Below are 21,282 nucleotides of genomic sequence, written 5' to 3' on the forward strand. Positions count from 1 at the left end.
CGAGTGTCCCTGATCGCTTCAGACCACTTCCGCATCGTTGTCGGCCTCGGCAAGAGCGGCATGTCCCTGGTTCGCTTTCTGGCGAACCGGGGCACGTCGTTTGCCGTGGCCGACACGCGGGAAAATCCACCGGAGCTGGTCACGCTGCGCCGTGACTACCCGCACGTGGAAGTGCGTTGTGGCGAGCTGGATGTCGAGTTTCTGTGCCGTGCCGATGAGCTCTACGTGAGCCCGGGCCTGGCCCTGGCAACACCGGCCCTGCAAGCGGCTGCGGCCCGTGGCGTGAAACTGTCCGGCGATATCGATCTGTTCGCGCGTAACGCGAAGGCGCCGATCGTGGCCATCAGCGGTTCCAACGCGAAAAGCACCGTGACCACCCTGGTTGGCGAGATGGCGGCTGCGGCCGGCAAGCGCGTGGCCGTGGGCGGCAATCTCGGCGTACCAGCGCTGGACCTGCTCAGCGACGACGTCGAGCTTTACGTGATGGAACTGTCGAGCTTCCAGCTGGAAACCACCCACGACCTCGGCGCTGAAGTGGCTACCGTGCTGAACGTCAGCGAAGACCACATGGACCGCTACAGCGGCCTGCCGGCTTATCACCTGGCCAAGCACCGGATCTTCCGGGGCGCCCGTCAGGTGGTGGTCAACCGTCAGGATGCCTTGAGCCGTCCGCTGATGGGCGAGGGCTTGCCATGCTGGACCTTCGGCCTGGGCAAGCCTGATTTCAAAGGGTTCGGCATTCGCGAAGAGAACGGCGAGAAATACCTGGCCTTCGAATTCCAGAACCTGATGCCGGTGCGCGAGCTGAAAATCCGCGGCGCCCATAACCAGTCCAATGCCCTGGCGGCCTTGGCGCTCGGGCATGCCGTCGGCTTGCCGTTCGACGCCATGCTCGCCAGCCTGCGCACTTTTGCCGGGCTCGAGCATCGCTGCCAGTGGGTACGCGACCTTAATGGCGTCAGCTATTACAACGACTCCAAAGCCACCAACGTCGGCGCCGCCCTCGCGGCCATCGAGGGCCTGGGGGCGGATATCGACGGCAAGCTGGTGTTGATCGCAGGTGGCGATGGCAAGGGCGCCGACTTCAAGGACCTTAAAGGCCCGGTGGCTGCACATTGCCGTGCCGTGGTGCTGATGGGCCGTGATTCGGAGTTGATCGCTGCCGCCCTCGGCGATGGCGTGCCGCAAGTACGTGCCACCTCCCTGGACGACGCCATTGCCCAGTGCCAGGCGTTGGCCCAACCGGGTGACGCGGTGTTGCTGTCGCCCGCATGTGCCAGTTTCGACATGTTCAAGAACTACGAAGAGCGCGGCCAGCTGTTCGCTCGCGCCGTGGAGGCCTTGGCATGAACATCAACTTGCGCAACATCATCAAGCCTTACCCGTCGCCGATCATCACCGGGCGCGGTGTCGACCTTGATTTCCCGATGCTCGCCGGTTGCCTGGCGCTGCTGGGCCTGGGCCTGGTGATGATCACTTCGGCATCCTCCGAAGTGGCCGCCGTGCAGTCGGGCAATACCCTGTACATGATGATCCGTCACCTGGTCTACCTGGTGATCGGCCTCGGCGCGTGCATCGTCACCATGATGATTCCGATCGCTACCTGGCAGCGCCTGGGTTGGCTGATGCTCATCGGTGCTTTCGGCTTGCTGGTTATGGTGATCCTGCCCGGCATCGGTCGCGAGGTGAACGGTTCGATGCGCTGGATCGGCTTCGGCGCGTTCAACGTGCAGCCTTCGGAAATCGCCAAGGTGTTCGTAGTGATCTACCTCGCCGGTTATCTGGTGCGACGCCAGAAAGAAGTGCGCGAAAGCTGGATGGGTTTCTTCAAGCCTTTCATCGTGCTGCTGCCCATGGCCGGCCTGTTGCTGATGGAACCGGACTTCGGTGCCACCGTGGTGATGATGGGGGCGGCGGCGGCGATGCTGTTCCTCGGCGGCGTCGGCCTGTTCCGCTTCACCTTGATGGTGGTGCTGGCGGTGGCAGCAGTGACGATTCTGGTACAGGCGCAACCCTATCGGATGGCGCGCTTGATTACCTTTACCGATCCCTGGTCCGACCAGTTCGGTTCCGGCTACCAGTTGACCCAGGCGCTGATCGCCTTTGGTCGCGGCGAGTGGCTGGGCGTGGGCCTGGGCAACAGTGTGCAGAAGCAGTTCTACCTGCCGGAAGCGCACACCGACTTCGTGTTCTCGGTATTGGCCGAAGAGCTTGGCGTGGTCGGTTCGCTGTGCACCGTGGCGCTGTTCGTGTTTGTGTGTGTGCGCGGCATGTACATCGGCTTGTGGGCCGAACGGGCCAAACAGTATTTCGCCGCCTATGTGGCCTATGGCTTGTCGTTCCTGTGGATCGGTCAGTTCCTGATCAACATCGGTGTGAACGTCGGCCTGCTGCCGACCAAGGGCCTGACCTTGCCGTTCCTCAGTTACGGCGGCAGTTCGTTGGTGATCTGCTGCGCCTGTCTTGGCTTGTTGCTGCGTATCGAGTGGGAGAGTCGGACCCACCTGGGCAGCGAAGAGATGGAGTTCAGCGAAAGCGACTTTGCCGAGGAGCCGACCCATGGGCGCTAACGTGCTGATCATGGCGGGCGGCACCGGAGGCCACGTGTTCCCGGCCCTGGCCTGTGCGCGTGAATTCCAGAGCCGCGGCTATACCGTGCACTGGCTGGGTACGCCCCGTGGCATCGAGAACGAGTTGGTGCCGAGTGCCGGCTTGCCCCTGCATTTGATCAACGTCACCGGTCTGCGCGGCAAGGGCAAGCTGTCCCTGCTCAAGGCACCGTTCGTATTGCTCAAGGCGGTATGGCAGGCACGCAAGGTCATTCGTGAATTGAAGCCTGTGTGTGTGCTTGGTTTTGGTGGCTACGTGACCGGCCCGGGCGGCGTCGCGGCGAAGCTCGCCGGCGTACCGGTGATCGTGCACGAACAGAACGCCGTCGCCGGTACCGCCAACCGCCTGCTTGTGCCATTGGCCTCGCGGGTGTGCGAAGCCTTCCCGAAAACGTTCGCCGCCTCGGACAAGCTGCGTACCACCGGCAACCCGGTGCGTACTGAGCTGTTCATGGCCATTGCGCGTGACGCGCTGGCCGGGCGCAAGGCGCACCTGTTGATCCTGGGCGGAAGCCTGGGCGCCGAACCGCTGAATAAACTGCTGCCCGAAGCAGTGGCGCAGCTGCCTGTGCAATTGCGCCCGGAGATCTTCCACCAGGCTGGCAAGCATCACGATGAAGTCACCGCGACGCGTTATCGCGAGGCGGGTGTGGAGGCGAATGTGCAGCCCTTCATCAAAGACATGGCCCAAGCCTATGGCTGGGCCGACCTGGTGGTCTGCCGCGCTGGCGCGCTGACCGTCAGTGAACTGGCCGCCGCCGGTCTACCGTCCTTGCTGGTGCCTTTGCCCCACGCCATCGACGATCACCAGACCCGCAACGCCGAATATTTGGCCGGGGAGGGCGCTGCCTTCCTGCTGCCGCAAAGAACGACCGGCGCCGCCGATTTGGCCGCACGCCTGACCGAGGTTTTGATGCAACCGGAACGACTCAATAGCATGGCGAGCACCGCAAGCCGCCTGGCCAAACCTGACGCAACCCGCACCGTGGTGGATATCTGCCTGGAGGTGGCCCATGGTTGAGAACCAGAAAGCCATGCCGCAACCCGAGATGCGCCGCATCCGCCGTATCCACTTCGTCGGTATCGGTGGCGTGGGCATGTGCGGGATTGCCGAAGTGTTGCTGAACCTGGGCTACCAGGTGTCCGGCTCGGACTTGAAAGAGTCGTCGGTCACTGATCGCCTGAAGTCCTTTGGCGCGCAGATCTTTATCGGTCACCGTGCCGAGAACGCCGCCGAAGCCGATGTACTGGTGGTGTCCAGCGCCGTGAACACCTCCAACCCGGAAGTCGCCACCGCCCTTGAGCGCCGTATTCCGGTAGTGCCGCGTGCCGAGATGCTCGCCGAGCTGATGCGCTACCGCCACGGCATCGCCGTTGCCGGTACCCATGGCAAGACCACCACCACCAGCCTGATCGCCTCGGTATTCGCCGCCGGTGGCCTGGACCCGACGTTCGTCATCGGTGGCCGCCTGAATGCAGCCGGCACCAATGCCCAGCTCGGCACCAGCCGCTACCTGATCGCCGAAGCCGATGAGAGCGATGCGAGCTTCCTGCACTTGCAGCCATTGGTGGCCGTGGTCACCAACATCGACGCCGACCATATGGCGACCTACGACGGCGACTTCAACAAGTTGAAGAAAACCTTCGTCGAATTCCTGCACAACCTGCCGTTCTACGGTTTGGCGGTGGTGTGCCTGGACGACCCGGTGGTGCGTGAAATCCTGCCGCTGGTCAAGCGTCCGACCGTGACCTACGGCTTCAGCGAAGATGCCGACGTGCGTGCGATCAATGTACGCCAGGAAGGCATGCAGACCTTCTTCACCGTGCTGCGTCCAGACCGCGAGCCGCTGGACGTGTCCGTCAACATGCCGGGCAACCACAACGTGTTGAACTCCCTGGCGACCATCTGCATCGCTTCCGACGAAGGCGTCAGCGATGAAGCCATCGTCGAGGGCCTGTCGCGCTTTGCCGGTGTGGGCCGACGCTTCCAGGTCTATGGCCAGCTGCCGGTTGAAGGCGGCGATGTGATGCTGGTGGACGACTATGGTCACCACCCGACCGAAGTCGCGGCCGTGATCAAGGCCGTGCGTGGTGGCTGGCCGGAGCGCCGCCTGGTGATGGTCTACCAGCCGCACCGCTACAGCCGCACCCGCGACCTGTACGACGATTTTGTCAATGTACTGGCCGATGCCAACGTGCTGCTGCTGATGGAAGTCTACCCGGCCGGTGAAGAACCGATCCCGGGCGCCGACAGCCGCAAGCTTTGCAACAGCATCCGCCAGCGTGGCCAGTTGGACCCTATCTACATCGAGCGTGGCGTGGACCTGGCGCCTATCGTCAAGCCACTGTTGCGTGCCGGCGACATCCTGCTGTGCCAGGGCGCCGGCGATATTGGCGGCCTTGCGCCCAAATTGCTGGCGAGTCCGCTGTTTGCCGCAGCAAAGGGGAAGTCGAAATGACCACTGACTACGGCTCCCTGTTTTCCACTGTCGCGCCTGCCGACTTCGGCCGCGTGGCGGTATTGTTCGGCGGCAAGAGCGCTGAGCGTGAAGTGTCGCTCAAGTCCGGCAATGCCGTGCTCGACGCGCTGCAAAGTGCGGGTGTGAACGCCTTCGGTATCGACGTGGGCGATGACTTCCTCGCCCGCCTGCAGGCCGAAAAGATCGACCGCGCCTTCATCATTCTTCATGGCCGTGGCGGTGAAGACGGCAGCATGCAGGGGCTGCTGGAATGTGCCGGCATCCCCTACACCGGCAGTGGCATCCTGGCTTCGGCCCTGGCCATGGACAAGTTGCGCACCAAGCAGGTGTGGCACAGCCTGGGTATTCCGACGCCACGTCACGCCGTGCTGTGCAGCGAAGACGATTGTATTTCTGCGGCCAAGGAACTGGGCCTGCCTTTGATCGTCAAACCAGCCCATGAAGGCTCCAGTATCGGCATGGCTAAAGTGAACTCGGCCGCCGAATTGATCGACGCATGGAAAGCGGCAAGTACCTACGATTCGCAAGTGTTGGTGGAACAGTGGATTTCCGGTCCCGAGTACACCATCGCCACCCTGCGTGGCCAGGTATTGCCGCCTATCGCATTGGGCACGCCCCACACCTTTTATGACTACGACGCCAAGTACCTGGCTTCCGATACCCAATACCGGATCCCGTGTGGCCTCCAAGCAAGCAAGGAACAGCAATTGATGGACCTCACGGCGAAAGCCTGTGAGGCGCTGGGTATCGCCGGTTGGGCGCGGGCAGACGTGATGCAGGATGACCAGGGGGATTTCTGGTTCCTTGAAGTCAATACCGCACCGGGCATGACCGACCACAGCCTGGTTCCCATGGCAGCCCGTGCCGCCGGCCTGGACTTCCAGCAGTTGGTGCTGGCGATCCTGGCCGACAGCATTGAGCCAAGAGGCTGAACACATGAAAGGCGCATCGCTTCGTCATCAGCCCCCACAAGCACCGAGCCGCAAGCCGGTGCCGCGGGGCGCCAGCCGAATGGTGGCTAAAGAGCCGATGTCGGCGCGCCTGCCAAAAGCCAACTTTGGTTTTATCAAGGCGCTGTTCTGGCCGGTGTTGCTGGTGGTATTGGGCTTTGGTACCTACGAAGGCGCGCAGCGTCTGTTGCCGTATGCCGACCGGCCGATCACCAAGATCAGCGTGCAGGGCGACTTGAGCTACATCAGCCAGCAGGCGGTACAGCAGCGCATCGGCCCGTTCCTGGCGGCGAGCTTCTTTACCATCGACCTGGCCGGCATGCGCTCGGAGCTGGAACAGATGCCGTGGATCGCCCACGCCGAAGTCCGCCGTGTCTGGCCGGACCAGGTGACGATCCGCCTGGAAGAACAACTGCCCGTGGCCCGTTGGGGCGATGAAGCGCTGTTGAACAATCAGGGCCAGGCGTTCACCCCGCGTGAGCTGGCCAACTATGAGCACCTGCCGCAGCTGTTCGGGCCGCAGCGGGCGCAGCAGCAAGTGATGCAGCAGTACCAGGCCCTGAGCCAGATGCTGCGGCCACTGGGCTTCTCCATTGCACGCCTGGAATTGCGTGAGCGGGGCAGCTGGTTTTTGACGACCGGGGCAGGCAGTTCCGGCCCGGGCATCGAGTTGTTGCTGGGACGCGACCGCTTGGTGGAAAAGATGCGCCGCTTTATTGCCATCTATGAAAAAACCTTGAAAGAACAGATTACGAACATTGCGAGCGTCGACCTGCGTTACGCCAACGGCCTGGCCGTCGGCTGGCGTGCACCGGCTGCGCCCACGGCAGCACAACCCGCTGTCGCGAAGAATTAAGAAGAGGCAGGACCCATGGCAAACGTGCAAAGCGGCAAAATGATCGTCGGTCTCGATATCGGCACCTCCAAGGTGGTGGCGCTGGTGGGCGAGGTCGGGGAAGACGGCGCGATCGAAATCGTCGGTATTGGCACGCATCCGTCCCGGGGCCTGAAGAAGGGCGTGGTGGTGAACATCGAGTCCACCGTGCAATCGATCCAGCGCGCCATTGAAGAAGCGCAGCTGATGGCCGGTTGCCGGATCCACTCGGCGTTCGTCGGCGTAGCGGGCAACCATATCCGCAGCCTGAACTCCCACGGCATCGTGGCGATCCGCGACCGCGAAGTCAGCTCGGCCGACCTTGAGCGCGTCCTCGACGCCGCCCAGGCCGTGGCGATCCCGGCTGACCAGCGCGTGCTGCACACCCTGCCGCAGGATTACGTGATCGATAACCAGGAAGGCGTGCGCGAGCCCCTGGGCATGTCGGGTGTGCGCCTGGAAGCCAAGGTCCACGTGGTGACCTGTGCCGTCAACGCCGCGCAGAACATTGAAAAATGCGTGCGCCGCTGCGGCCTGGAAATCGACGACATCATTCTCGAGCAGTTGGCTTCGGCGTACTCGGTGCTGACCGACGACGAAAAAGAACTGGGCGTGTGCCTGGTAGATATCGGCGGCGGCACCACCGACATCGCGATCTTCACCGAGGGTGCGATCCGTCACACCGCCGTGATCCCGATTGCCGGCGACCAGGTCACCAACGACATCGCCATGGCGCTGCGCACACCGACCCAGTACGCCGAAGAAATCAAGATCCGCTACGCCTGCGCCCTGGCCAAACTGGCCGGTGCCGGCGAGACCATCAAGGTGCCAAGTGTCGGCGACCGTCCACCCCGTGAGCTGTCGCGCCAGGCCCTGGCCGAAGTGGTCGAGCCACGCTACGACGAGCTGTTCACCCTGATCCAGGCTGAACTGCGCCGCAGCGGCTACGAAGATTTGATCCCGGCCGGCATCGTGCTGACCGGTGGCACCTCGAAGATGGAAGGCGCGGTCGAACTGGCCGAGGAAATCTTCCACATGCCTGTCCGCCTGGGCGTGCCCCATGGCGTGAAAGGCCTGGGCGACGTCGTGCGCAACCCGATTTATTCCACCGGTGTGGGCTTGCTGTTGTACGGGCTGCAAAAGCAGACCGACGGCATTTCCCTGTCGGGCCCGAGTATCCGCGACAGCTACCGCAGCGACGACGAAGTGAAAGCACCGTTGTTCGAGCGACTGCAGGCTTGGGTCAAAGGCAATTTCTAAAGATTTACCGCGACACCGCAGCACCCGTAGTAAGCAGTAGGCGAAAAAACTAGAGAAAATGAAAGGAGAGGGAACATGTTCGAACTCGTAGACAACATCCCCGCAAGCCCGGTTATCAAAGTAATCGGTGTTGGCGGTGGCGGCGGCAACGCTGTCAATCACATGGTCAAGAGCAACATTGAAGGCGTTGAATTCATCTGCGCCAACACTGATGCCCAGGCGCTGAAAAGCATCGGCGCGCGGACCATCCTGCAATTGGGCACAGCCGTGACCAAGGGCCTCGGCGCCGGCGCCAATCCGGAAGTCGGCCGTCAAGCCGCCCTGGAAGACCGCGAGCGTATTGCCGAAGTGCTGCAGGGCACCAACATGGTGTTCATCACCACCGGCATGGGCGGCGGTACCGGTACCGGTGCTGCACCGATCATTGCCGAAGTGGCCAAGGAAATGGGGATCCTGACGGTTGCCGTCGTGACCCGTCCGTTCCCGTTCGAAGGCCGCAAGCGCATGCAGATCGCCGACGAAGGTATCCGTCTGCTGTCTGAAAGCGTCGACTCGTTGATCACCATCCCCAACGAGAAACTGCTGACCATCCTGGGCAAGGACGCCAGCCTGCTGTCCGCGTTCGCCAAGGCTGACGATGTACTGGCCGGTGCCGTTCGCGGTATCTCCGACATCATCAAGCGCCCGGGCATGATCAACGTCGACTTTGCCGACGTACGTACGGTCATGAGCGAAATGGGCATGGCGATGATGGGTACTGGCTGCGCCAGCGGTCCGAACCGTGCACGCGAAGCCACCGAAGCGGCCATCCGCAACCCGTTGCTCGAAGACGTGAACCTGCAAGGTGCACGCGGCATCCTGGTGAATATCACTGCCGGCCCTGACCTGTCCCTGGGTGAGTACTCCGACGTGGGTAGCATCATCGAAGCCTTCGCTTCCGAGCACGCCATGGTCAAGGTCGGTACCGTTATCGATCCGGACATGCGCGACGAACTGCATGTGACCGTGGTTGCTACCGGCCTGGGTGCAAAAATCGAGAAGCCTGTGAAGGTCATCGACAACACCCTGCATAACAGCCAAGCCAGCCACGCCAGCCAGGCGGCCGCCGCTCCAGCACCTGCTCGCCAGGAGCTGCCATCGGTGAACTACCGTGACCTGGACCGTCCGACCGTGATGCGCAACCAGGCCCAGGCCGGTGCTGCTGCGTCCCGTAGCCCGAATCCGCAAGATGACCTGGACTACCTGGACATCCCGGCATTCTTGCGTCGTCAGGCCGATTAATGGAATGTATCAGGGCTATGAAGGTGATTGGTGTTCAGCAAAGGTCTGGTCTGCTATTATCGCCAGCCTTTGTTGATACCAGTTCGCAATTTGCGCTGAAGCGGTCCAAGCCATGATTAAACAACGCACCCTGAAGAATATTATTCGTGCCACAGGTGTAGGTCTGCACTCCGGGGAAAAGGTCTACCTGACCCTCAAGCCTGCACCTGTCGACACCGGCATCGTGTTTGTGCGTGCCGACCTGGACCCTGTGGTGCAGATACCTGCTCGCGCGGAAAACGTTGGCGAAACCACTATGTCGACCACATTGGTCAACGGTGACGTCAAAGTGGACACGGTGGAGCACTTGCTCTCGGCCATGGCCGGTTTGGGCATCGATAACGCCTACGTCGAGCTCTCCGCGTCCGAAGTCCCGATCATGGATGGCAGCGCTGGACCCTTCGTATTCCTGATTCAATCTGCCGGCCTGGAAGAACAGGACGCAGCCAAGAAGTTCATACGCATTCTGCGGGAAGTGACAGTAGAAGACGGCGACAAGCGCGCCACCTTCGTCCCGTTCGAAGGCTTTAAAGTGAGCTTTGAGATCGATTTCGACCACCCGGTATTCCGTGACCGCACCCAAAGTGCAAGCGTGGATTTTTCCAGCACTTCGTTCGTAAAAGAAGTCAGCCGCGCCCGTACCTTTGGTTTCATGAGTGACATCGAGTACCTGCGCAAGCACAACCTCGCACTCGGCGGCAGCGTTGAAAACGCTATTGTGGTCGACGCGGATGGTGTACTGAACGAAGACGGCCTTCGCTACGAAGACGAATTCGTCAAGCACAAGATCCTCGATGCAATCGGTGACCTCTACCTGCTGGGCAATAGCCTGATAGGCGAGTTCAAAGGCTTCAAGTCGGGCCACGCCCTTAACAACCAGCTGCTGCGCAAGTTGATTGAGCAGACAGACGCTTGGGAAGTCGTGACCTTCGAAGATGCCAGCACCGCACCGATCTCTTACATGCGTCCCGTTGCGGCGGTGTAAGTAACAACTCTCTTTCTTTAGTTTTAAAGGCTGCCTTCGGGTGGCCTTTTTTTTTACCTGACGAGTATCCAAATGTGGGAGCTGGCTTGCCTGCGATAGCCATAGGTATCTACACAACTTTGGGGCGACGCTGGACCTGTGGCGAGGGAGCTTGCTCCCGTGACGGACTGACAGCCGACGCTGATCGAGCTGACGCACCGCGATCCAAATGTGGGAGCTGGCTTGCCTGCGAAGGCGGCCTTAAAGCCGACCAGGATCTCGGGTCAGACCGCGTACATATCCGTTCCTGCGGTAATGGCTGCTATTGGTTCCGCTTTTACAGCGGGTCACTTTTGAAAAGAGCCCAAAAGTAACCAAAAGGCTCTTGCCCCACCACTCGGCACCTCGCTCAGGCTCGGTGTGCCCGTAATTCGCCAGTGATTTGGGGGGTCGCCGCCACGCGCCATCCATGGCGCGGGGCGGCTAAACCGGCATCCCTGCCGGTTTACCCCCCAAACCCCTGTCGAATTCCGGCCAGCGTGGTTTAACGGGGCGCCTAAGATCAAAAGCAGATCAAGATCAAGAGCGACTCGCTTCGCATCGTGGTTACCGTCGGCTGCTACAGCCTACAAAGTTGTGTAGATACCTATGCTGCGATAGCGGCCTGCCAGCTAGCTTGTAGGTAGCTGACCCACCGCCATCGCAGGCAAGCCAGCTCCCACATTTGGCCTCATCAGTTTGAGGTCTTTGAAACATCCACTATCCGGTTACGGCCGCTATGCTTGGCCTGATACAACGCCTGATCAGCCTTGAGCAGCAGGTCTTCAAGGGAGATACGGCTGTGCTTCTGCCAGGTACTCAGGCCGATGCTCACAGTGATCGGTTGCTCATCCCCAACCACTCGCGGCAATTGCTGGACCCCCTTGCGGATATGCTCGGCGATCACCCACGCCCCCTTGGCGTCGGTATTGGGCAGCACCACCGCGAATTCTTCACCGCCATAACGCGCCGCCAGGTCGGCCGGACGGCGGATATTACTGTCGATCACCTGCGCCACTGCACGCAAAGCCTCATCGCCGCCCTGGTGGCCATGGCGGTCGTTGAAGGCCTTGAAGTGGTCCACATCGATCATCAACACGCTCAAGGGCTCGGTCGAGCGCTGTGCCCGGTCCCATTCCAGGCGCAGGCGCTCGTCCAGGGTGCGACGGTTGGCCAGGCCGGTGAGGGCGTCGGTCGCTGCCAGTTCTGACAGCACCTGTTCAGCGTGCTGACGACGGCGCAGCTCCATGCACAGCGCCCAGGTCAGCCACAACAGGCCCACGCACAGCACGCCTGTGGCGATGCTCACCAGCCACGCCGCACGCCGCCATGGCGCAAATATCTCGTTGCTGGACAGGGCCACGGCGACAATCAGCGGCAGGCTGCCCACACTGGAGAAACTGTAGAGCCGCGCTTGGTGATCGACACTGGAGATGCTCTGGAAGCTGCCATCGCGCTCACGCAGCATGCGTGCCACATTGGGGCGCTGGCTGAGATCCTTGTCGATCATCCCTGCTTCCAGCAATGGTTCCTGCGCCAGCAGGATGCCTTGGTGGTTGAGCAGGTTGATGGTGCTGTTGCGGCCGATATTCAGGCTGCTGAACAACTGGTGGAAATACGACAAGCGCATGGAGGCAGCGGCCACTCCCAGGAAACGCCCGTCCGGTGACGAAACACGACGGCTGAATGCAATGCGCCATGGGTCATCGCACACACAGCGGGCCATGAATGGACGGCTGATATATAACCCCGCGTCCGGATTCTCGCGGTGCACCTGAAAATAGTCCCGATCAGAGAAGTTACCCAGCTTGGGTGTGAGCATGGATGAATCGGCAATCACCTCGCCGTTCGGGTCCAGCAGCAGGATATCGCCCTTGTACGGCGCCGCCGCCGAGCGGTCGAACAGCACCAGATGGCGGATGCTCGCTGAAACGTCTTGCAGGTCAGTGCGCTCGGCTGCCGCGATCAGGCCTTTGATGGCCATGTCGTAGAGCTCCACGTTGCGCAGCACGTCGGCATCGATCAATTGAGTGATGGTATTGGCGGTGCGCTTGGCCGTCTGCAAGGTATTGGCCCGTTCCCGAATCAGCAGCGCGGTGACGATCCCCACGATCAGCAACACTGTCAGCGTACTGCCCAGGATCAGCAAGCGCTCCGGGCGGCGAACAGGACGGGTAATGCTTGGGCTCATCGGACGCACTTCTGCTTTGGGGATGCCCATAGCTTAGTAGTAACTCTGGAATAGGTCGCAGAACCAAAATGTGGGAGGGGGCTTGCGCTCTCCCACATTAGGAACGCTGTCAGAAGACGTTGATGGGGTAGTCCACAATTACACGGTACTCATCCACGTCCCGATCCACTGCCGAATAGCCATTGCTGCCTCGATTGGTCGCCCATTGCAGGCGCACCGACAGGTCCTTGGCCTTGCCGCCTTGCACTACATATTTCAAATCGATATCCCGTTCCCAGTGCTTGGCGTCTTTACCATCGGCGCTGTACCAGCTGCTGTAGCCGCGGCTGTTGGGGTCGACCTTGGTCAGGTCGGTCTTGCCGCTGATGTACGATATTGCGGACGTCAGGCCGGGCACGCCGAGGCCGGCGAAATCGTAGGCGTACTTGAGCTTCCATGAGCGCTCGTTGGGGCCGTTGAAGTCCGAGTACTGCTGGGAGTTGTCCAGGTACACGCTGTCGCCCTGGGTGATGTAGTCGAACGGCGTATTGCCGTTGACCCGCTGGTAGGTGGCCGTGACGCTGTGGTTGCCCACGCCCATGGTGAAATGCAGGCTGTAGGTGTTGTTGTCGATGTCCCCCAGCAGCGATTGGCCGGTGTCCTGGGTGTGGTAGTAGTGCAGGCCTGGGGTAAGGCTGACCAGGTCGTTGAGAGCATAAGTGTATTCGAGGTCGTAGTAGTACTGGTGCCACACGTCCTTGAGTTCGGAGGCGTACAGGTTGCTGGTCAGCCCCGTGATACCGCTGAACGATACGCCGGCCCAGTCCAGGTACTGGCTGTCGGCGTTGGCGGGCAAGGCGCCATAACTGGTGCCGATGCGCCGGTGGCCGCTCTGGTTGTAGAGCTTGGTGAAGCTGGCCTGGCCGCCTTCGAACATCCAGCCGTCGAAACCGTGATTGGTCAGGCTCACGCCACGGAAAGTCTGCGGCAACATGCGTGTCATGCCGCCTGCGATTACCGGGTTGTTGAGGAACAGGTCGCCGGCTTTCAGTTCGGTGTCGAAGGCACGCATTTTCAAGGTGCCGCCGGCCGTCGAGAACGAACCCGATGCCTTGCCGTTGCCGCTGCCATACGGAAGGATGCTGGAACCATCGGTGCCGCCACCGCCGTCGAGCTTGAGGCCGAGCATGGCATTGACGTCCAGGCCGAAGCCGACGGTGCCCTGGGTGTAGCCGGATTCGAAGGTGCCGATAAAGCCCTGGCCCCATTCCTTGCTGTCATCGGTATGAATGTCGCGACGGTCGCGGTTCATGTAGTAGTTGCGCGTATTGATCGTGAGGTGGGAGCCTTCAACGAAACCGTCGGTGGGGGTGGTGTCTGCCGCCTGGGCGAGGGGAGTGATCGTTGCTGCAACTGCGAGGAATAACGGGGTGAACGTCAGCGAGTTCTTCACCGGTGGAGCTCCTTTGGTCAATCAAGAACGGCCAGTGTCGTGGGGGTGTGCCTGGCCTTTTTTATGGCAAAAAAAAGCCGCTGAAGTCAGCGGCTTTAAGACAGATTCCCAGTGTAGAGCCCTGGAAAAAAGTCGAGGGAAATTAGGGTAAGCGGGTCAGCTGTCTTTGCCGTCGCGCTCATCGATGCGTCAAATTAACGCAGGCGAGCGCTACGATACAGAGTGTAACAAGATAATAACTATTGCCCAAATCGCAACAGTGGGCAAGCCAGCTCCCCAGAGGTTGACCGCGTTGTTTAGACCGGAAGGGTGATACCAAAGGTATTGCCGCCGCCTTCGCTGCGCACAAACACATCCCCCCCATGCATCAACGCAATCGCCTTGACGATAGCCAGGCCCAGCCCGTGATTCGCCCCGCTGTTGCTGCGCGATACATCCACCCGATAGAAGCGTTCGAACAGCCGTGGCAAGTGCTCGCGGGCAATCGCCTCGCCGGGGTTGGTCACACCGATTACCACTTGTTGCTCCCGTACCTCGATGTTCACGTCGATCACCTGCCCCGGCGCGGTGTGCTGCACCGCATTGCTCAGCAGGTTGATCAGCGCTCGGCGCAGGTGGGCCTTTTCGATCTGCACCCGAGCATCGCCGTGCACACGCACCTGTACCTGGGCATCTTCGAGGATGAAATCCAGATAGTCGAGGGTGGTTGCCACTTCATCGGCCAGGGAGCTTTCGATCAGCTTGGTGGCCTTGCTGCCCTGGTCGGCGCTGGCGAGGAACAGCATGTCATTGATGATCGAGCGCAGCCGTTCCAACTCTTCCAGGTTCGACTGCAGCACCTCGAAGTACTGCTCCGCGGAACGCCCGCGGGTGAGGGCGACCTGGGTCTGGCCGATCAGGTTGGTCAGCGGCGAACGCAGTTCATGGGCCACATCGGCATTGAAGGATTCCAGGCGTGAGTAGGCTTGTTCGACGCGGTCGAGGGTGGCGTTGAACGAGTTGACGAACTGGCTCAGTTCCGGCGGCAGCGGTGATAGGTGCAGGCGTCCGGAGAGTTTGGGCGGCGCGAGTTTCTGCGCTTCGTCCGAGAGTTTACCCAGGGGTTTGAGGCCGATGCGCGCCACCCAGAACCCCAGCAACGCTGCCAGCACCACACCGACCAGCGCCAGGCTGATCAACGCCACCAGCAAGTGGTGCTGGGTGGCGCGGAAGTTTTCGGTGTCGATGGCGATCATGAAGCGCAGCGCCGGACGTTGTTCCTTGGCCGCAAACTGGCTGACCAGCACCTTGAACGGATAATCGTGGCCGGGCAGGCGCAGGTCGTGCTTGCCGGTCGGGCCTTGGGCAAAGGCGCGAATCCGGGCGTCCGGCTCGCCGTATTCGTAGTTCGGGTCGCTGCTGACCACCCAGAAACGGATACGCTTGTCTTCTTCGCCCAGCAACTTGAGCTTAGCCTTGATCTTGACCCAATGTTCCGGTGTGCCGAAGCGATTGACCGACGATTCCAGCACGCTGTAGCGCGCATCCAGCTCGGCCTCGGGCAACAACCCCAGGCCGCGATCCACCTGCTGATACAGCGCGCCGCCGATCAGCACGAAGATCAGCAACGCCACCAGGGTGAACATGCTGCTCAGGCGCAGGGCAATGGAATTAGCCGACACTACGGTTCTCCAGCACATAACCCATGCCGCGAATGGTGTGCAGCAGCTTGTGTTCGAACGGCCCGTCGAGCTTGGCGCGCAAGCGCTTGATCGCCACTTCCACCACGTTGGCGTCGCTGTCGAAATTGATGTCCCAGACCATCTCGGCAATGGCGGTCTTGGACAGGATCTCACCCTGGCGCCGCGCCAATACGCTGAGCAGCGAGAACTCCTTGGCGGTCAGGTCCAGGCGTTGGCCGTTGCGGCTGGCCTTGCGGCTGATCAGGTCGATCCACAAGTCGGCGACCGTAACCTGCACCGGTTCGTGGCCACCGCTGCGGCGGGTCAGGGCTTGCAGGCGCGCCACCAGTTCCAGGAATGAAAACGGCTTGCCCAGGTAATCATCGGCGCCTTCGCGCAGGCCGCGGATGCGGTCTTCCACGCGCTCGCGGGCGGTGAGCATGATCACCGGCGTCTGCTTACGGGCGCGCAACGCACGCAACACGCCAAAGCCATCCAGGCCGGGCAACATCACATCGAGCACGATCACTGCGTAATCGTTTTCCAGCGCAAGGTGCAGGCCCTCGACGCCTTCACGCGCCACGTCGACGGTGTAGCCTTGCTCCGTGAGGCCGCGGTGCAGGTAGTCCGCGGTTTTCTCTTCATCTTCAATAATCAGGACGCGCATGACCGCCTCAGTGTGTGGTCGCCAGCGCCAGCGCTGGTTTGGGCCTGTGGAAAAACCGTTCAAGGTACAAGTATATGACCGGCGTAGTGAACAGCGTCAGTGCCTGGCTCACCAGCAAGCCACCGACTACCGCGATGCCCAACGGCTGACGCAGTTCCGCGCCCGGCCCCGAGCCCAGCATCAACGGCACTGCGCCAAGCAGGGCGGCGAGGGTGGTCATGATGATCGGCCGGAACCGCGTGACGCAGGCCTCATAAATCGCATCCTGCGGCGGCAACCCGCGTACGCGTTGGGCTTCCAGGGCAAAGTCGATCATCAGGATGCCGTTCTTCTTCACGATGCCGATCAGCAATACCAGGCCGATCAAGGCCATGATTGAAAAATCCTGGCCCAGCAGCCACAGCATGGCCAGCGCACCGAGGCCTGCCGAGGGGAGGGTGGAAATGATCGTCAGCGGATGCACGAAACTCTCGTACAGCACACCCAGGATAATGTAGACCGCCACCAGCGCCGCAAGGATCAACCACGGCTGGCTGGCCAGCGAACTCTGGAATGCCTGGGCCGCGCCCTGGAAGTTGCCAATCAGGGTACTCGGCATGCCGATGTCGTTCTTGGCCTGGTCGAGCATGATCACGGCATCGCCCAGGGCCACGCCGGGCGCCAGGTTGAACGACAGGTTGGCGGCGGGGAACATGCCGTCGTGACTGATGGACAGCGGCCCCACGCTGGGCGGGTCGACCCTGGCCAGCGCCGACAACGGCACCATTTCGTTGGTCAGCGGCGAGCGCAGGTAAAAATAGTTGAGGCTTTCGGCCTTGCCGCGCTGTTGGCTGTCCAGTTCGAGTATCACTTGGTATTGGTTGATCTCGGTCTGGAACTCGTTGATCTGGCGCTGGCCGAAGGCGTCGTACAGCGCCTGGTCGACATCGGTGGCGGTCAGGCCGAAGCGGGCAGCGGCCTGGCGGTCGATACTGATGTGGGTGATGCTGCCGCCCAGTTGCAGGTCGTTGGACAGGTCGCGAAACGCCGGGTTGGCGCGCAGTTTTTCGGTGAGGCGTTGGGTCCAGATGTTGAGTGTCGGGCCGTCATTGCTCTTGAGCACATACTGGTACTGGGCGCGGCTGGGGCCGGAGCTCAGGTTGATGTCCTGGCCAGCGCGCAGGTACAGCACGATACCCGGCACCTTGGCCAGTTGCGGGCGCAGGCGGTCGATGAACTGGCTGGCGGATACGTCACGGTCACCGCGGTCTTTCAAGGCAATCCAGAAGCGCCCGTTGGCGATGGTCTGGTTGCTGCCGGTGACGCCCACTGAGTGGGAGAAGGCTTGCACTGCCGGGTCGGCCTTGACGATCTCGGCCAGGGCCCTGTGCTTGGCAACCATGTCCGGGTACGACACATCGGCCGCCGCCTCGCTGGTGCCGAGCACAAAGCCGGTGTCCTGGACCGGGAAGAAGCCCTTTGGAATAAACACGTAGCCGACCACGGCCAGGGCCAGGGTCACCACGAAGATCGCGGCCATGCTGCGTTGATGCGCCAGCGCACGGCGCAGGTTGCGTGCATAGCCGGCCAGCAGGCGGTCGCTGAAGGTGGGCTTGGCGTGGGCATGATGGGTCGGCGCACGCATGAACAGCGCCGCCAGTGTCGGCGCCAGGGTCAGCGAAACCACCACCGAAATCAGGATGGTCGAGGTGGCTGTCAGCGCGAACTCCTTGAACAGCCGCCCGACCACGCCGCCCATGAACAGCAGCGGAATAAACGCCGCCACCAGCGAGAAGCTGATGGACACCACGGTAAAGCCGATCTCGCCGGAACCCTTGATCGCGGCTTCGCGCTTACCCAGGCCCGCCTCCAGGTGCCGGTGAATGTTCTCCACCACCACAATCGCATCGTCGACCACAAAGCCCACGGCAATCACGATGGCCACCAGGGTCAGGTTATTCAGGCTGAACCCCATCAGGTACATCACGGCGAAACTGGCCACCAGCGATACGCCAAGCACCGCCGACACAATCAGCGTCGCCGACAACTGGCGCAGGAACAGCGCCATGACCGCTACCACCAGCAGGATAGCGATCAGCAGGGTCATTTCCACTTCATGCAATGAGGCGCGGATGGTTTTGGTGCGGTCGGTCAATACACTCACCTGCACCGAGGCCGGCAACATGCCTTGCAGGCGCGGCAGTTCGGCTTGAATGCGGTCGACGGTCTCGACGATGTTGGCGCCGGGCTGGCGTGAAATCACCAGGTTCACTCCCGGGGTATCGCCGGACCAGGCTTGCACGTAGGCGTTTTCTGAACCATTGACGACTTTGGCTATATCACGCAGTTGCACCGGCGCGCCGTCCTTGTAGGAAACGATCAACTGACCGTATTCCTCCGGGTGAAACAGTTGGTCGTTGGTCGACAGGGTCGACACGCTGTTCTCGCCATAGATTGCGCCCTTGGCCAGGTTCAGGCTCGATTGCTGGATGGCCAGGCGGATATCGGCGAGGGTCAGGCCGATGGCCGCGAGCTTGTCAGGGGAGGCCTGCACACGAATCGCCGGACGCTGCTGACCGGTGATGTTGATCTGGCCGACGCCTTCGATCTGGCTGATCTGGCGCGCCAGCAGGGTTTCCACGTAGTCGCTCAGCTCGGTGCTGGGCATGCTGTCTGAGCTGACGCTGAGGATCAGCACCGGGCTGTCCGCCGGGTTGACCTTTCTCCAGGTCGGCAAACTCGGCATATCGCTGGGCAGCTTCCCAGATGCGGTGTTGATTGCGGCCTGGACCTCCTGGGCGGCGGTGTCGATGCTTTTTTCCAGGGTGAATTGCAGGGTCAGTTGGCTGGACCCCAGGGCGCTGCTGGAGGTCATCTGGGTCATGCCGGGGATGGCACTGAATTGCACCTCCAGGGGCGTGGCCACCGATGAGGCCATGGTGTCCGGGCTGGCGCCGGGCAGTTGCGCGGTAACCTGGATCGTCGGGAATTCCGCTTCCGGCAGTGGCGCGACGGCCAGGCGCGGGAAGGCAATGATCCCCAACAAGACCAAGGCGAAGGTCAGCAGCAGGGTAGCGACCGGGTGATCAACACACCAGGCCGAGGGCGAACGGCTGCCGTTCATGGTTGCACCTTGGCTTCAGCGGTCTGGATTACTCGCGGCGGCTCCTTGAGCACCTCCACCCGGGCACCGGCCTTGAGTCGCGACTGACCGTCGCTGACCAGCACATCCCCGGCCTGCACGCCCTTGATAATGTTGATCTCGCTGTCCTGGTAGGCGACCTGCACCGGCACCACCTCCACGGTGTCATCGCTTACCCGGTACACGAAGTGCGAGTCCAGGCCACGCTGCACCACGGTCGGCGGCACCACCAGGGCGTTCTTGTCGAGGGCGGTCTGGATCTTGATGGTCACCAGTTGCCCCGGCCACAGCTTTTGCGATGGGTTATTGAACTCGGCCTTGGCCCGCAGGGTGCCGGTGGTGGAGCTGATCTGGTTGTCGATCAAGCTCAGGTGGCCTTCGCCGAGCAGGTCGCCGGTCTGGCCGTTGGTGTCGGCGCCCAGGTAGGCATCGACACTTGCCCGGGTCGGCGCGGCGATCAGGCCCTGCAGGGTCGGCAGCATCTGCTGCGGCAGGGAGAACGCCACGGCAATCGGGTCGATCTGGGTGACTGAAAACAGCCCCTGGGTGTCGCTCATGCGCAGGAAATTACCTTCATCCACGCTGCGAATACCCACGCGTCCGCTGACCGGGGAGCGAATCTGGGTGTAGGAAAGTTGTACCTGAGCCGCCTCTATCGCGGCCTGGTTGCCTTGCGCGGTGGCCTTGAGCTGGTTGACCAGCGCCTGTTGCTGGTCGTAGGTCTGTTTCGACACACCGTCGTCTACGCTCAGCTCCCTGTAGCGCTTGAGGTTGACCAGTGCCACTTGCAGTTGCGCCTGGCTTTGGCCCAATTGCGCCTTGGCCTGGTCGAGGCTGGCCCGGATGGAGCGGTCGTCGATGCTTGCCAGCAAGTCACCGGCCTTTACCAGTTGGCCTTCCTTGACCAGCAGTTTGGTGAGGATGCCGTCGATCTGCGGACGAATCACCACACTGTGCAACGACAACACCGAGCCGATGCCGCTGACGTACCGCGCAACATCCTGCTGCACCACGCTCACCACCCGAACCGGAATTGCGCTGGGTGCTGCCAGCCGGGTCTTGGCTGGGCGGGTCAACGCCCAGGCTGCAACGGCCAGTATCAGGAGTACGCCTACTATCAAGGCCGGGTTTCGTTTTATGTGCATGGAAGGACGCCAGCGGCGCAGTTGCAGGTTTCAAGCTGCAAGCTGCAAGTTGAAGTTTGAATGAGTGCTTTATAGCGCTGTCATGCGGTCAGCACAGTGACGGCAAACTGACAGCGGTGACAGCTGGGGGGGTGAACTTGCGGTTGAAGCTTACCGCTGGCAGCTCCAGCCCCGTATACTCGCGCTTTTATGCCTATAGCTGCGCCGGAGCCCTTATGTCTTCCCCCACCCAACCCCCTGTCGAAGCGGCCGAACTCGTCGACCTGGCCACTGCCGACGGCGTTGAAAAAGCCGAGATCCCGGCGTTTAAGTTCCCCTTCAAGCCGGGCGAGTTGGCCGGGGCCAAGCATGCCGGCCAGCCCTGGTACAAAGGCGGCGCCAAGAATGGCCATGCCAAGACGCCGGGTATGGCGCCACCGGGCACTCGTCGTTCCATGGGTAAACGTTAGGATCAAAGCTTGTTGCGCTGTATCGGCTGTTGCCTACGGTGTATGTAGATATTTCTGATTGTAAGTCCGCGACCATTTCTTGAAAGCTGGCACAGCATTTTACTCCGCCCCAATGATGCT

Annotated in this window: 16 protein-coding genes; 10 read left to right on the top strand and 6 right to left on the bottom strand. The window is 61.6% G+C overall.

Annotated elements, in window-relative coordinates; all coding sequences use genetic code 11:
* The first annotated feature begins 3 nt into the window (after positions 1-3).
* The 9 genes from murD to lpxC all read left to right on the top strand — a co-directional run bounded on the left by murD (position 4) and on the right by lpxC (position 10,478).
* A complete protein-coding gene (murD, locus tag TU73_RS15560) occupies positions 4-1,350 on the top strand; it encodes a UDP-N-acetylmuramoyl-L-alanine--D-glutamate ligase (protein ID WP_057012964.1) in 1,347 nt (448 codons plus the stop codon).
* Positions 1,347-2,570 (top strand): putative lipid II flippase FtsW, encoded by a 1,224-nt coding sequence (gene ftsW / locus TU73_RS15565; protein WP_046070964.1) that lies wholly within the window; start codon positions 1,347-1,349, stop codon positions 2,568-2,570. Before murD ends, ftsW begins: the two co-directional genes overlap by 4 nt.
* Positions 2,560-3,630 (top strand): undecaprenyldiphospho-muramoylpentapeptide beta-N-acetylglucosaminyltransferase, encoded by a 1,071-nt coding sequence (gene murG, locus TU73_RS15570; RefSeq protein ID WP_046070965.1) that lies wholly within the window; start codon positions 2,560-2,562, stop codon positions 3,628-3,630. Before ftsW ends, murG begins: the two co-directional genes overlap by 11 nt.
* Complete coding sequence (murC, locus tag TU73_RS15575) at positions 3,623-5,068, top strand: UDP-N-acetylmuramate--L-alanine ligase (RefSeq protein ID WP_057012965.1); 1,446 nt, start codon at positions 3,623-3,625, stop codon at positions 5,066-5,068. The genes murG and murC overlap by 8 nt, the downstream gene beginning before the upstream one ends.
* Positions 5,065-6,021 (top strand): D-alanine--D-alanine ligase, encoded by a 957-nt coding sequence (locus TU73_RS15580; protein WP_057012966.1) that lies wholly within the window; start codon positions 5,065-5,067, stop codon positions 6,019-6,021. The genes murC and TU73_RS15580 overlap by 4 nt, the downstream gene beginning before the upstream one ends.
* A gap of 4 nt (positions 6,022-6,025) precedes the next feature.
* Positions 6,026-6,895, top strand: coding sequence for a cell division protein FtsQ/DivIB (locus TU73_RS15585; RefSeq protein WP_057012967.1), 870 nt, complete (start codon positions 6,026-6,028; stop codon positions 6,893-6,895).
* A 15-nt stretch (positions 6,896-6,910) separates the two neighbouring features.
* On the top strand, positions 6,911-8,173 hold the full coding sequence (ftsA, locus tag TU73_RS15590) for a cell division protein FtsA (RefSeq protein WP_043050551.1): 1,263 nt from the start codon (positions 6,911-6,913) through the stop codon (positions 8,171-8,173).
* 75 nt (positions 8,174-8,248) lie between these two features.
* Positions 8,249-9,454, top strand: a complete 1,206-nt coding sequence (gene ftsZ, locus TU73_RS15595; RefSeq protein WP_046070969.1) for a cell division protein FtsZ — start codon at positions 8,249-8,251, stop codon at positions 9,452-9,454.
* 112 nt (positions 9,455-9,566) lie between these two features.
* A complete protein-coding gene (lpxC, locus tag TU73_RS15600; RefSeq protein ID WP_003171886.1) occupies positions 9,567-10,478 on the top strand; it encodes a UDP-3-O-acyl-N-acetylglucosamine deacetylase in 912 nt (303 codons plus the stop codon).
* A gap of 712 nt (positions 10,479-11,190) precedes the next feature.
* On the opposite strand, the gene TU73_RS15605 is transcribed toward lpxC, so the two are convergent.
* From TU73_RS15605 to TU73_RS15630, 6 genes are all read right to left on the bottom strand, one after another.
* Complete coding sequence (locus TU73_RS15605) at positions 11,191-12,687, bottom strand: sensor domain-containing diguanylate cyclase (protein WP_057013077.1); 1,497 nt, start codon at positions 12,685-12,687, stop codon at positions 11,191-11,193.
* Between the two features lie 109 nt (positions 12,688-12,796).
* Complete coding sequence (locus tag TU73_RS15610; protein ID WP_057012968.1) at positions 12,797-14,119, bottom strand: OprD family porin; 1,323 nt, start codon at positions 14,117-14,119, stop codon at positions 12,797-12,799.
* Positions 14,120-14,415: 296 nt separating this feature from the next.
* A complete protein-coding gene (locus TU73_RS15615) occupies positions 14,416-15,780 on the bottom strand; it encodes a heavy metal sensor histidine kinase (RefSeq protein ID WP_057012969.1) in 1,365 nt (454 codons plus the stop codon).
* A complete protein-coding gene (locus TU73_RS15620) occupies positions 15,770-16,447 on the bottom strand; it encodes a heavy metal response regulator transcription factor (RefSeq protein ID WP_046070973.1) in 678 nt (225 codons plus the stop codon). The genes TU73_RS15615 and TU73_RS15620 overlap by 11 nt, the downstream gene beginning before the upstream one ends.
* A 7-nt stretch (positions 16,448-16,454) precedes the next feature.
* Positions 16,455-19,550 carry a multidrug efflux RND transporter permease subunit gene (locus TU73_RS15625; RefSeq protein ID WP_057012970.1) on the bottom strand — a complete coding sequence of 1,032 codons (3,096 nt, stop codon included), beginning with the start codon at positions 19,548-19,550 and terminating at the stop codon, positions 16,455-16,457.
* Positions 19,547-20,713 carry an efflux RND transporter periplasmic adaptor subunit gene (locus tag TU73_RS15630; RefSeq protein ID WP_057012971.1) on the bottom strand — a complete coding sequence of 389 codons (1,167 nt, stop codon included), beginning with the start codon at positions 20,711-20,713 and terminating at the stop codon, positions 19,547-19,549. The genes TU73_RS15625 and TU73_RS15630 overlap by 4 nt, the downstream gene beginning before the upstream one ends.
* Positions 20,714-20,928: 215 nt before the next feature.
* On the opposite strand from TU73_RS15630, the gene TU73_RS15635 reads away from it, so the two are divergent.
* Positions 20,929-21,162, top strand: a complete 234-nt coding sequence (locus TU73_RS15635) for a hypothetical protein (RefSeq protein ID WP_057012972.1) — start codon at positions 20,929-20,931, stop codon at positions 21,160-21,162.
* Positions 21,163-21,282: the final 120 nt, after the last annotated feature.

Origin of the sequence: Pseudomonas libanensis, from assembly GCF_001439685.1 — a bacterium.
Taxonomy (GTDB): Bacteria; Pseudomonadota; Gammaproteobacteria; order Pseudomonadales; family Pseudomonadaceae; genus Aquipseudomonas; species Aquipseudomonas libanensis.